This is a genomic window from Streptomyces sp. NBC_00299 (assembly GCF_036173045.1).
GTDB lineage: Bacteria > Actinomycetota > Actinomycetes > Streptomycetales > Streptomycetaceae > Streptomyces > Streptomyces machairae.
Map to the genome: position 1 here is coordinate 2775787 of NZ_CP108039.1, position 12086 is coordinate 2787872.

Genomic DNA, 12086 nt, shown 5'->3' on the forward strand with positions numbered 1-12086 from the left:
GGCGCCCGAACCGACGGGCCGCCATGCGGCCCGCACCGGGCCGGCCCTACGATGTCCGCCGACGAGGGAGGACGCATGGGCCTGGACCTGAGCGAACGGGCTTACCGGGGGCAACGTTGGGCGGCACGGGCTTCACTGGCCGCAGCGGGGCTCGCAGTGCTCGTGCCGCTCGCCTACGGCGGGGTCGGCGGAGTGCTGCTCCTGGTGGCCGGTGTGGCGGGCCTGGGGATCGGCGCCGTCGCCGTGTGGTGGACGCTGACGCTGCGCGGACCTCTGCGCTGGCTGGCGGGCGTGGTGGCCCTGGCCGTACCGGCCGCCGTGATCACGTTGTTCGCCGCCACCCTATTCTGGTCGCTGCTGGCGTCCGTGGCGCTGTGGACGGTGGCCGTGTGGAGCGGCCGGTACGCGCTGCGGGGCACGGGGAGCTCACGGGTGCGGGTGATGCGGGGGCGCAAGGCGGCGCCACCGCGGCGGGCGATCCTGATCATGAACCCCCGCTCGGGCGGCGGGAAGGTGGAGCGCTTCGCGCTCAAGGAGAAGGCGGAACGGCTCGGCGCCGAGGTCGTCCTCCTCGACCCCGATGAGCATCAGGACGTCACCGCCCTGGCCCGCAAGGCCGTTTCGGACGGCGCGGATCTGCTCGGTGTGGCAGGCGGGGACGGCACCCAGGCACTGGTCGCGGCCATCGCCGCCGCGTACGACATCCCGTTCCTGGTGATCAGCGCCGGGACCCGCAACCACTTCGCCATGGACCTGGGCCTCGACCGCGAGGATCCCGCCGCCTGCCTCGACGCGCTCGTCGACGGCGTGGAGCTGCGCGTCGACCTCGGCTTCGCAAGCGGCCGGCCCTTCGTCAACAACGCCTCCTTCGGCGCGTACGCGGCCATCGTGCAGAGCCCCGGGTACCGCGACGACAAGATCGGCACCAGCCTGGAGCTGCTGCCCGATCTGCTCACCCGCCAGCAGGGCCCGCTGCTGACCGTCCGGGCGGGGGGCACGACCCTCCACGCCCCGCATGCCGTGCTGGTCAGCAACAACCCCTACCGCACGGACGATCCCTTCGGACTCGGCCGCCGCGACCGCCTCGACGCCGCCGTTCTCGGCGTCCTCGGCATCAGGGTGGACAGCGCGGCCGAGGCCGCCGCACTGCTCCTCGACCCCGCGCCGCCCGGCCTCAGCATCCTCACCGCAACCGAGGTGGTCATCGAGGCCGACCGTGAGGAGATCGAGGCCGGCATCGACGGCGAGGCCCTTGTCCTGCCGGCCCCGGTCCACTGCCGCATCACTCCGGGCGCCCTACGCGTCCGCGTCCCCCGCAAACGCCCCGGCGTCCCCCAGCGCGGCCCACGCCTGGACTGGCGCCGACTGCGCAAACTGGCGGCGACGGTGGGGCGCACGGCGGTGCACCGGCAGGGTCACTGGTAGGGGGAACAGGGGCCGTAGGGCCGCCTACAACCCCGCGATCGCGTTCCACCGCTTCGCGAACCCCACCCGCTCCTCCGACGTGATGTCCCGAGCGATCGCGAGACGCCGACGCATGGCCGCGTCCGGGAAGATCAGCGGATCCTCGGCCAGCGCCGCCGTCTCCTGGTCCTTGGCGGAGGCGAGGACGTCCTGGGCGGCCGGGACGGGGCAGACGTAGTTGACCCATGCGGCAAGGTCGGCGGCGACCTCAGGGTCGTAGTAGTAGTCGATCAGCCGCTCGGCGTTGGCTTTGTGGCGGGCCAGGTTGGGGACCATCAGGGACTCCGACCAGAGCTCGGCGCCCTCCTCCGGGACGACGAAGCGGATGTCGGGGTCGTCGGCCTGGAGCTGGATGACGTCGCCCGAGTAGGCCTGGCAGGCCAGGACGTCGCCGCTCGACAGGTCCTTGATGTAGTCGTTGCCGGTGAAGCGGCGGATCTGGCCCTTGCGGACCTGCTTGTCGACCTGGTCGCAGACGGTGTGGAAGTCGTCCGCGGTCCACCGGGTGATGTCGACGCCGTTGCCCTGCATGAGCAGCGCGAAGGCCTCGTCCAGACCGGAGAGCAGGGTCACCCGGCCCTTCAGGTCGCTCGCCCACAGCTCGGAGACACTGTGTATGTCGCGGCCCAGCCGACGGCGGTTGTACGCGATGCCGGTGATGCCGGACTGCCACGGCACGGTGTACTTCCGTCCGGGGTCGAACGCCGGTGAACGCAGCAGCGGGTCCAGGTACTTCGTCACGTTCGGCTGGCGCGCCCGGTCCATCTCCTGCACCCAGCCCAGACGTACGAACCGGGCGCACATCCAGTCGCTGATGACGACGAGATCGCGGCCCGTGCCCTGATGGTTCATCAGGGAGGGGCTGATCTTGCCGAAGAACTCGTCGTTGTCGTTGATCTCCTCGACGTAGTCGACGGAGATCCCTGCGCTCTTCTCGAACGCCTCCAGGGTGGGCCTGCGCCTCGCGTCCTCGTCGTCCGTGTCGATGTACAGCGGCCAGTTCGCCCAGGTGAGCCGCTTGTCGGTCGCGGAGACATCGGTGGCGGCCCGGTCGCCGGGCGACACATAGGCGGGCCGCACACCGCAGCCGGCGAGCCCACCGAGCGCAGCGCCCGCACCGAGGGTGCGCAGCAAAGTCCGGCGGGACAGCGGGGAGTTCATCGAGGGGAGGGCCATTGCCGCAGCATGCCGCTGCTGACCGCGGCCGATCAATCGACGCCATGTCGAGCAGCAGCCCCGAACGGTACTCACTCCGTCCGGGGCTGCGACGCCGCGAAGGGGCGCGGGGAACTGCGCGACCGGCCACATCGAACCCGCAGCCGTGAGACGGCCACGACCCCCGCGGCGCCTAGCGCAGCGTCACGCGTCCAGGGACGTCATCACGTGCTTGATCCGCGTGTAGTCGTCGAACCCGTACGCCGACAGGTCCTTGCCGTACCCGGACTTCTTGAACCCGCCGTGCGGCATCTCCGCAACCAGCGGAATGTGCGTGTTGATCCACACGCACCCGAAGTCCAGCGCCTTGGACATCCGCATCGCCCGCCCGTGGTCCTTGGTCCACACGGACGACGCGAGCGCGTACTCGACGCCGTTGGCCCACTCGACGGCCTGCGCCTCGTCCGAGAAGGACTGCACGGTGATGACGGGGCCGAAGACCTCCTGCTGGACGATCTCGTCGTCCTGCTTCAGCCCGGACACCACGGTCGGCGCGTAGAAGTACCCCTTGTCACCGACCTGGTGACCGCCGGCCTCGACCTTGGCGTGGGCGGGCAGCCGCTCGATGAACCCGGAGACCTGCTTGAGCTGGTTCGGGTTGTTGAGCGGGCCGAACAGCACGTCCTCGTCGTCCGGCTGCCCGGTCTTGGTGTCGGCGGCGGCCTTCGCGAGCGCCTGCACGAACTCGTCGTGGATGGCCTCGTGGACGAGGACGCGCGTGGCGGCCGTACAGTCCTGCCCGGCGTTGAAGAAGCCCGCGACGGAGATGTCCTCCACGGCCTTGGCGATGTCGGTGTCGGCGAACACGACGACCGGGGCCTTGCCGCCCAGCTCCAGGTGGACCCGCTTGAGGTCCTTGGACGCGGACTCGGCGACCGACATGCCGGCCCGTACCGAACCGGTGATGGAGGCCATCGCCGGAGTCGGGTGCTCGACCATCAGCCGCCCGGTGTCACGGTCGCCGGTGATGACGTTGAAGACACCCTTGGGCAGGATGCCCCCGATGATCTCGGCGATCAGGACGGTCGACGCCGGGGTGGTGTCCGACGGCTTCAGGACGACCGTGTTGCCCGCCGCGAGGGCCGGCGCGAACTTCCATACGGCCATCATCATCGGGTAGTTCCAGGGCGCGACCTGCGCGCAGACGCCGATCGGCTCACGGCGCACGATGGAGGTCAGGCCCTCCATGTACTCACCGGCCGAGCGGCCCTCCAGCATCCGCGCCGCGCCCGCGAAGAAGCGGATCTGGTCGACCATCGGCGGGATCTCCTCGGACCGCGTGAGTCCGATCGGCTTGCCCGTGTTCTCCACCTCGGCCGCGATGAGCTCTTCGGCCCGCTCCTCGAACGCGTCGGCGATCTTCAGCAGGGCCTTCTGTCGCTCGGCGGGGGTCGCGTCACGCCACGCGGGGAAGGCACGCGCGGCGGCCTCCATCGCGGCGTCGACGTCCGCCTGCCCGGACAGCGGCGCGGTCGCGTACGCCTCGCCCGTCGCGGGGTTGACCACCTCGGTGGTCCGTCCGTCGGCGGCGTCCCGGAACTCACCGTCGATGTAGTTGCGCAGACGACGCAGCTCGGTGCTCACTGCCGGCCTCCTGTCAGGTAGAGCTGTCCATTCTCTGAGACACCCACCCTAATCGGCTGACCCACGTTTTCAACACCCCCACTGGGCGCCTCTTCTGCGAAATCCGCAGGTCTCAGTCACACAAACAACGAATTTCATCGCCTCGGCCTTGCGGAACTGTCGAGACGTCGTGCACAGTGACGTCGTGGCCAGTCGAAGCGCAGAGCACAGGGACTCCCGCGAGTCCAGGAACGGCGGTCCCCAGCTGGACGCCGTCTCCCTCGCCATCATCGAACAACTTCAAGAGGACGGCCGCCGGCCGTACGCCGCCATCGGCAAGGCCGTCGGTCTGTCCGAGGCGGCCGTGCGCCAGCGCGTACAGAAGCTGCTCGACCAGGGCGTCATGCAGATCGTCGCTGTCACGGACCCGCTCACCGTGGGTTTCCGCCGGCAGGCGATGGTCGGCGTGCACGTCGAGGGCGACGTGGAGTCCGTGGCCGACGCACTGACCGCCATGGCCGAATGCGAGTACGTGGTGATGACCGCCGGGTCCTTCGACCTGATGGTGGAGATCGTCTGCGAGGACGACGACCACCTCCTGGACGTCATCAACCGACGTATCCGCGCCCTCCCCGGAGTGCGCTCGACGGAGAGCTTCGTCTACCTCAAGCTCAAGAAGCAGACCTACATGTGGGGAACCCGATAACCGTGAGGACCCGATAACCGTGAGCACCAACAGCCCTCAGGACCTCAGCAGGACCGCGTACGACCACTTGTGGATGCACTTCACGCGTATGTCCTCGTACGAGCAGGCCCCCGTCCCGACGATCGTCCGGGGCGAGGGCACCTACATCTACGACGACAAGGGCAGGCGCTACCTCGACGGGCTCGCCGGCCTGTTCGTGGTGCAGGCCGGGCACGGTCGCGTCGAGCTTGCCGAGACCGCCTTCAAGCAGGCGCAGGAGCTGGCGTTCTTCCCGATCTGGTCCTACGCCCACCCGAAGGCCGTGGAGCTGGCCGAGCGCATCGCGGACCACGCGCCGGGCGATCTCAACAAGGTCTTCTTCACCACCGGCGGCGGCGAGGCGGTGGAGACCGCCTGGAAGCTGGCCAAGCAGTACTTCAAGCTGACCGGCAAGCCCACCAAGCACAAGGTCATCTCGCGCGCGGTCGCGTACCACGGCACCCCGCAGGGCGCCCTGTCCATCACGGGTCTGCCGGCCCTGAAGGCCCCCTTCGAGCCGCTGGTCCCCGGCGCGCACAAGGTGCCGAACACCAACATCTACCGCGCCCCGATCTTCGGTGACGACCCGGAGGCCTTCGGCCGCTGGGCCGCCGACCAGATCGAGCAGCAGATCCTCTTCGAGGGCCCGGAGACCGTCGCCGCGGTCTTCCTGGAGCCCGTCCAGAACGCGGGCGGCTGCTTCCCGCCCCCGCCCGGCTACTTCCAGCGGGTGCGCGAGATCTGCGACCAGTACGACGTCCTGCTGGTGTCGGACGAGGTCATCTGCGCCTTCGGCCGCCTCGGCACGATGTTCGCCTGCGACAAGTTCGGTTACGTCCCGGACATGATCACCTGCGCCAAGGGCATGACCTCGGGCTACTCCCCGATCGGCGCCTGCATCATCTCCGACCGCCTGGCCGAGCCGTTCTACAAGGGCGACAACACCTTCCTGCACGGCTACACCTTCGGCGGCCACCCGGTGTCGGCCGCGGTGGGCATCGCCAACCTCGACCTGTTCGAGCGCGAGAACCTCAACCAGCACGTCCTCGACAACGAGGCCGCGTTCCGCGCGACGCTGGAGAAGCTGTACGACCTTCCGATCGTCGGCGACGTCCGCGGCAACGGCTTCTTCTACGGCATCGAGCTCGTCAAGGACAAGGCGACAAAGGAGTCGTTCAACGAGGAGGAGACCGAGAGGGTTCTGTACGGATTCCTCTCCAAGGCCCTGTTCGACAACGGTCTGTACTGCCGTGCCGACGACCGCGGCGACCCGGTCGTCCAGCTCGCGCCGCCGCTGATCTCCAACCAGGAGACGTTCGATGAGATCGAGCAGATCCTGCGCGCGACGCTGACGGAGGCGTGGACCAAGCTCTAACCGCACGTGGTTCGTTCGACGGCGGGGGTGCACCCGTAGGAGTGAGAAGGGTGCACCCCCGCCGCGTGCTGTCCGTCGTTGCGCCCCCGGATCCTTAGCGTGCCTGGTAACCGATCGGCCCTGTCTTCGTTCCCCCGCACGGGGGAACGGCCCGGGAACTACGGATCTGACGAGGTGTACGCCCATGGAGGCTCCGCCGGACAACGACGTGCTCTGGGCACGCGCGCTGCACTTCACGCACGGCGACGGCTCCCCCGCGCTCGGCGGGGTCTCGCTGGGTGTGCGTGAGGGGGAGATCCTCGCCGTCACCGGTCCCCGCGGCAGCGGCAAGACGGCTCTCCTGCAGTGTCTGTCCGGCCTGTCCCCCGCCCGCAGCGGCGAGGTCTGGTTCAACAGCGTGCCGGTGCACACCATGACGCCGATGGCGCGCGAACGGCTCCGCCGGGACCGCTTCACCTGGATCGACCCGGCCCCGTCACTCGTCCCCGAGCTGAACGTCTGGGAGAACGCCGCGCTCCCCCTGATGCTGCGCGGCACCAGCCGCCGCCGCGCCAAGACGACCGCGCTGGAGTGGCTGAACCGCCTGGACGTCGGCGAGGCGGCCCGCAAGCGCCCGCACCAGCTCGTCCAGGCCGAACGCCAGCGCGTCTGCATCGCCCGTGCCCTGGCCCCCTCCCCCACGGTCCTGTTCGCCGACGAGCCGACGGCCCCGCTGCACCGCGCCGACCGCGCGCACGTCCTGCGCACCCTGACGACAGCGGCCCGCTCGCACGGCATCACGGTCGTGCTGGCCACCCACGACGCGGAGAACGCGGCGTTCGCCGACCGCACCCTCGCCCTGCTCGACGGACGGCGCGTGAACACGGTGCACCTGCCCCCGGTCACCGCGACGGAAGGCCGGGCCGCGTGCTCGCTCTCCGTCTGAGCCGCAGCGCCCAGCCCGCCGTACAGCTGCGCCGTCTGCTCCTGGCGGCGGCGTCGGCCGGCACGGGCTTCCTGCTGCTGTGCGTCCTGGGCTACGCCATGTCCCACACCGACACGTCCGCGGCGGTCCTCCGCCTTGCCTGGTGCGTGCCCCCGCTGGCCGCGACGATCCACTTCGCGGTCGCGGTGGCGCGCACGGACCCCGGCACCAAGCCCCGCTCCGGCCTCTCGGCGATCGGACTGGGCCCGGCCCGTCTGATGCTGGTCTCGGCCACCACCACGGCCCTGTCCTGCGCCCTCGGCTCGATGCTCGCCCTGCTCGTCTTCCTCCACCTCCGGGGCGACCTGACCGGCATGCCCTTCGACGGCGCCGCAGCGCAGTTCCTGGCAGCGAACGCCCCCCTCCCCCTGCCGGCCGCCCTGACGCTGCTGTCCCTGACGCCGGCCGTCGCGTCGACGGCGGTGGCACTGGTGCTGCGCCCGAAGGAGCCCGGACCCACCGGGGCACGAGGCGCGAGGCGGGCGTACAGCGGCATCGGGGGGTACGGCAGGTCGATGGCCCGGGAGACCTTCGGTGCGTACGGCAGGTTCGGGGCCCGTCTGAGGCGGGGCCGCACGGCCGCGCCCGGCGCCGCGGAGGACGGCGAGGGCGTGGCCGCGCCGTCCGCGGACAGTCGTACCGCTGAAGTGGCGCCCGCCCCGGAGTCCGACGGCACCCCACCCGCGCCGGACCCCGCGGCCGACCCCGCGGCTGACGACGCCGGCCCGGCACTGGACCACCTGACCCACCTGCCGGCTCCCGCCAAGCCCCCCGCCGGCCTGCCCTGGGGCGTCGCGGTCCTCGCCGCGGGCATCGCCGTGGAGGCCTACGCGGGCCGCACCGCCACCCCCACCCCCCTCACGCTTCCCGCCGCCCTCCCCACCGGCCCCGCGGCAGTCCTGGTCGGCTGGCTCCTGACGGCCCTCGGGCTGGCCCTGGCGGCCCCCGGCCTCACCCACCTCTGCGGCCGCGTCCTGCAGGCCGTACGCCCGGGCGCGGTACGCCTCCTCGCGGGTCGTGTCCTGATGGCCGAAGCCGCCCGCATCGGGCGCCCCCTCGGCGTCGTCTGCGCCGTGGCCTCCGCGGCGTACGCCATGGCGCCCCTGTCCGCCCCCGTGGCCAGGGACGCCATCGGCCCCCTCACCGCCGTCGGCGCCACCGTCGTCACCGGCTGTGCCGTGGCCACCCTCCTCACGGCCGCCGTGGAGGCCAAGCAGGCCCGCGCGGAGACAACGGCCGCACTGCTCCGCCTCGGCGCCCCCACGGCGATGCTCCGCAGCGCGGCAGCCCTGCGCGCAGGCGCGCTGCTGGTCTTCTTCTGCCCGCTCACCCTGGTCGTGGCCGAACTGGCCGCGGCGCCCCTGGCCCGCTGAAAAACTCGTACGAAAAAAATCTCCGCGCGGCGATGACTTCCGCTCGGACCCCCGGTCTATCCCACCGAACAGCAGCGACAGCAGCAGCCACCTGAGGGAGAGACCACGATGACCGCCCCCGCCTACCAGCAGATGATCTTCCTGAACCTGCCCGTGAACGACCTCGGCGCCTCGAAGAAGTTCTTCACGGAGCTCGGTTACTCGATCAACGAGCAGTTCAGCGACGACACGACCGCCTCGGTCGTGATCAGCGAGACCATCGTCGCGATGGTGCACACCCACGAGAAGTACGCCCAGTTCACGAAGAAGCAGATCGCGGACGCGACGAAGACCAGCGAGGTGCTGATCGCGCTGAGCTCCGAGAGCCGCGAGAAGGTCGACGAGCTGGTCGAGAAGGCGGTCGCCGCGGGCGGCTCCGTCACCGGCGAGACCCAGGACCACGGCTTCATGTACGGCCGCGCCTTCGACGACCTCGACGGCCACACCTGGGAGGTCGTGTGGATGGACCCGTCGGCCATCGAGGGCTGATCCCCGCCGTCCCGTGGCCGGTGCCTAGCATGGGCGGGTGCAGACGATGCCCGCCCATGCGGCCCACCACAACGACCGTGAGATCGAGACGCTGGAGGAGTTCGACGCGACCGTCTCGGCGCGCGGCTCCCTCGCCGGATTCCGTATCCAGGCCGTCGACCTGACGGACCGTACGCGCGAGTTGCTCACCGCGGACACGGCGGGCGCCGTCTTCCTGGGCTGCCCCATGCGCGAGGAGGCGGCGGCGAAGATCCGCACGGACGGCGCCCTGGTCTTCCCGCCGGTCCCCGACCTGCCCTTCGACCCGTACCGGGGCATGGTCTACTCGCCCGACGATCTCTTCGCGTCACTGGCGGACGGCTACGAGAACACGCCCGACGCCCACGCGTACGCCTGGTTCCAGCGGACCAAGGCCGACCGCGACATCCACGCCTCCATGCTCCGCGCGATCCACGACGACTCCATATCGGACGCGCTCGACGAACTCCTGTCCGGCGCCCGGGTGGTGGGCGTCATGGGCGGCCACGCGATGCGGCGCGGCACGCAGGCGTACGAGGGGGCCGCGCGGCTCGGCCGGGAACTGGCCCGCGCCGGTTTCACGGTCGCCACCGGCGGCGGCCCGGGCGCGATGGAGGCGGCGAACCTCGGCGCGTACGCCGCCCCGCACGACGACGAGATGCTGGGCGACGCCCTCCGACTCCTGGCGAAGGAGCCCCAGTTCACGCCCTCGATCACCGAGTGGGCGACGGCCGCCTTCGAGGTGCGCAGCCGCTGGCCGCAGGGCGGCCGCTCCGTCGGCATCCCGACCTGGTTCTACGGCCACGAGCCGCCGAACCCCTTCGCCTCCCACATCGCGAAGTACTTCGCCAACGCCACCCGCGAGGACGGCCTCCTGGCCCGCTCGAACGCGGGCGTCGTCTTCCTGCCGGGCGCCGCCGGCACCGTGCAGGAGATCTTCGACAACGCGACGCCTAACTACTACGAGTCGCGCGGCGAGCCCACCCCCATGGTGCTCGTGAACAAGGCCCACTGGACTCAGAAGCTGCCGACCTGGCCGCTGTTGCAGGCCCTCGCCCGGGATCGGTCGATGGAGTCCCGTATCGCCCTCGTCGACCGGATCGAGCAGGCTCCGCAGGCGCTGAAACGCATCAGCGAGCAATAAGAGGGCAAAGCCAACGCGTGCGGAGGGCATATGCGTTGACACTGCTTATGCCACGCTTATAAACCTGTGAGACTCCTGGGGACGGTGATGTGTCCCATCGCCGCCTCGTTCAACCCCCCTCAGTGGTGCAACTCGTAAGGACAAACGTGTCCATAAACCGCCGTACTGTTGCGCGCTCCGTGCGCGCTCTTGGTGTTGCGTCCGCCTCCGCCGCCCTCGCGCTCGGCCTCGCGGGCAACGCCCTCGCCTGCAACATCAGTGAATTCTCCGCCGAAGCCAAGTGCGACGGCGACAAGGGCGTCATCACGGTCACCGACGTGGACCCCAGCGGCATCCCCGCGACCATCAGCGTCTACCTGCAGAACAACGGCGCCGACCTGAAGAAGGTCGGCGAGCAGGTGGTCAAGGGCTCCCGCGAGGGTGTCACCATCACCTTCGCCGAGAACTGGAAGCCGGACGCCGAGTACCGCGTCCACGTCAAGGCCGCGGGCTACGTCGACGAGGACATCAAGCCGAACCTCACGACCCCGTCGACGGCCTGCAAGAAGGAAGAGGAGGAGCCGGCGGCTCCGTCGGACACTCCGACCCCGTCGGACTCCGCCTCGACCCCGGCCGAGGAGACCCCCGCTCCGACGCCCCCGGAGAGCGAGAGCACCGCTCCCGCGGACACGGGCAGCGCCCCGTCCCCGGCGACCGATGACTCCAACCTCGCCGAGACCGGTGCGAACTCCAACACCGGCCTGATCGCCGGCATCGCGGTCGGCCTGGTGGCCATCGGTGGCGGCGCGGTCTTCTTCGGACTGCGGCGCCGCGGGGCGAGCAGCGACCGCTGACGCGCCCGCAGAGCGACACCGCTGTGGCCCGTCCCCTTCCCCGGGGGCGGGCCACACGCCTGTCAGCCGAACGTCGCCCGCTCCAGCCAGAACTCCAGCAGCTCCCGCTCGCCGAGGACCTCCAACTCCGGGCTGTCCAGCGGCAGTCGACGGTAGAAGGCGAGCAGTACGGCGGTGAGCGGGCCGCGGAGCGCGACGGTCGCCTTCTCGTGGCCGCGCCACCAGGCGACGACGTCGTGGTCGAGTTCGATGAACCATTCGGCGTTCAGCTCGGGGGTGCTGTCCGTGGCGTGCAGATGGATGCTGCTCCCGGGCCGGCGCAGCTCCCGCGCCGGATCGTCCGGCAGGGTCCGCTGCGCCCATTCGACGATCTCCAGCCACTCGTCGATCGCGTCGGCGGCGATGTCGGGCGCGACCTCGTAGGGCAGGCCGGCGGCGAGGGTCGCGTCCGCGCGGTGGATCGTGATCTCGTGGGTCACACGCCTGGCCCAGAATCCGGCGTTCAGTACGCCGGCCCAGCCCCACACCTTGGCGTCGGGACCGGCCTCCCGCAGCGTGCCGACGATCATCTCGCCGGTCTGCGCGAGCCAGGCGTCGAGCGCGGCGGCGTCACCCTCACCCTCCGGGCCGGCGAACCCCGGCACCTGCTCCTCCGGGATCTCCTCCTCGGCCCGGGTCCGCACGGTCAGCTCCACCCAGCGCAGGGCGCCGCCCGTGTGCCGCACGAGCTGCTCCAGCGACCAGTCCGGGCAGGTGGGCACGGTGGCCGACAGGTCGGCGCCCGAGGTCACGACGGCCCTCAACAGGCCGATCTGATGGGCGATTTCGTCGCAGTATCGATCATGCGGGAGTGACGTCATGCCCCGCACCCTATGTGCGGGGTGA

11 protein-coding genes are annotated in these 12086 nt (G+C 70.7%); 8 read left to right on the top strand and 3 right to left on the bottom strand.

Annotation, left to right across the window (positions count from 1 at the left end; genetic code table 11):
* The first annotated feature begins 75 nt into the window (after positions 1-75).
* Positions 76-1425, top strand: a complete 1350-nt coding sequence (locus OHT51_RS12010; protein WP_328878915.1) for a diacylglycerol/lipid kinase family protein — start codon at positions 76-78, stop codon at positions 1423-1425.
* Between the two features lie 24 nt (positions 1426-1449).
* Here the strand turns inward: OHT51_RS12010 and OHT51_RS12015 are convergent, their stop codons facing one another.
* Both OHT51_RS12015 and OHT51_RS12020 read right to left on the bottom strand, forming a co-directional pair.
* A complete protein-coding gene (locus OHT51_RS12015; protein ID WP_328878916.1) occupies positions 1450-2640 on the bottom strand; it encodes a polyamine ABC transporter substrate-binding protein in 1191 nt (396 codons plus the stop codon).
* A 183-nt stretch (positions 2641-2823) separates the two neighbouring features.
* Entirely contained in the window at positions 2824-4263 is a 1440-nt protein-coding gene (locus tag OHT51_RS12020) for a gamma-aminobutyraldehyde dehydrogenase (RefSeq protein WP_328878917.1), read from the bottom strand.
* Positions 4264-4432: 169 nt separating this feature from the next.
* Between OHT51_RS12020 and OHT51_RS12025 the strand changes: the two genes are divergently transcribed.
* From OHT51_RS12025 to OHT51_RS12055, 7 genes are all read left to right on the top strand, one after another.
* The gene (locus OHT51_RS12025) at positions 4433-4948 is read left to right on the top strand and encodes an Lrp/AsnC family transcriptional regulator (protein ID WP_328878918.1); all 516 of its coding nucleotides are present in this window, start codon (positions 4433-4435) and stop codon (positions 4946-4948) included.
* 19 nt (positions 4949-4967) lie between these two features.
* A complete protein-coding gene (locus OHT51_RS12030) occupies positions 4968-6341 on the top strand; it encodes an aspartate aminotransferase family protein (RefSeq protein WP_328878919.1) in 1374 nt (457 codons plus the stop codon).
* Between the two features lie 184 nt (positions 6342-6525).
* Positions 6526-7266, top strand: a complete 741-nt coding sequence (locus OHT51_RS12035; protein WP_328878920.1) for an ABC transporter ATP-binding protein — start codon at positions 6526-6528, stop codon at positions 7264-7266.
* Complete coding sequence (locus OHT51_RS12040; RefSeq protein ID WP_328878921.1) at positions 7248-8678, top strand: hypothetical protein; 1431 nt, start codon at positions 7248-7250, stop codon at positions 8676-8678. Before OHT51_RS12035 ends, OHT51_RS12040 begins: the two co-directional genes overlap by 19 nt.
* A gap of 108 nt (positions 8679-8786) precedes the next feature.
* Complete coding sequence (locus tag OHT51_RS12045; protein ID WP_328878922.1) at positions 8787-9206, top strand: VOC family protein; 420 nt, start codon at positions 8787-8789, stop codon at positions 9204-9206.
* Positions 9207-9243: 37 nt separating this feature from the next.
* Complete coding sequence (locus OHT51_RS12050) at positions 9244-10368, top strand: LOG family protein (RefSeq protein ID WP_328878923.1); 1125 nt, start codon at positions 9244-9246, stop codon at positions 10366-10368.
* Positions 10369-10547: 179 nt separating this feature from the next.
* Positions 10548-11201: an LAETG motif-containing sortase-dependent surface protein gene (locus tag OHT51_RS12055; protein ID WP_328878924.1), complete on the top strand. Its 654-nt coding sequence runs from the start codon at positions 10548-10550 to the stop codon at positions 11199-11201.
* A gap of 62 nt (positions 11202-11263) precedes the next feature.
* Here OHT51_RS12055 and OHT51_RS12060 read toward each other — a convergent pair whose 3' ends face one another.
* Positions 11264-12061: a maleylpyruvate isomerase family mycothiol-dependent enzyme gene (locus OHT51_RS12060; protein WP_328878925.1), complete on the bottom strand. Its 798-nt coding sequence runs from the start codon at positions 12059-12061 to the stop codon at positions 11264-11266.
* Positions 12062-12086 lie beyond the last annotated feature (25 nt).

What these genes read in the sequence shown, in the direction of transcription:
- OHT51_RS12010 (WP_328878915.1), top strand. Translation starts at nt 76, where the DNA reads ATGGGCCTGGACCTGAGCGAACGGGCTTACCGGGGGCAACGTTGGGCG.
- OHT51_RS12015 (WP_328878916.1), bottom strand. Translation starts at nt 2,640, where the DNA reads ATGGCCCTCCCCTCGATGAACTCCCCGCTGTCCCGCCGGACTTTGCTG.
- OHT51_RS12035 (WP_328878920.1), top strand. Translation starts at nt 6,526, where the DNA reads ATGGAGGCTCCGCCGGACAACGACGTGCTCTGGGCACGCGCGCTGCAC.
- OHT51_RS12045 (WP_328878922.1), top strand. Translation starts at nt 8,787, where the DNA reads ATGACCGCCCCCGCCTACCAGCAGATGATCTTCCTGAACCTGCCCGTG.
- OHT51_RS12060 (WP_328878925.1), bottom strand. Translation starts at nt 12,061, where the DNA reads ATGACGTCACTCCCGCATGATCGATACTGCGACGAAATCGCCCATCAG.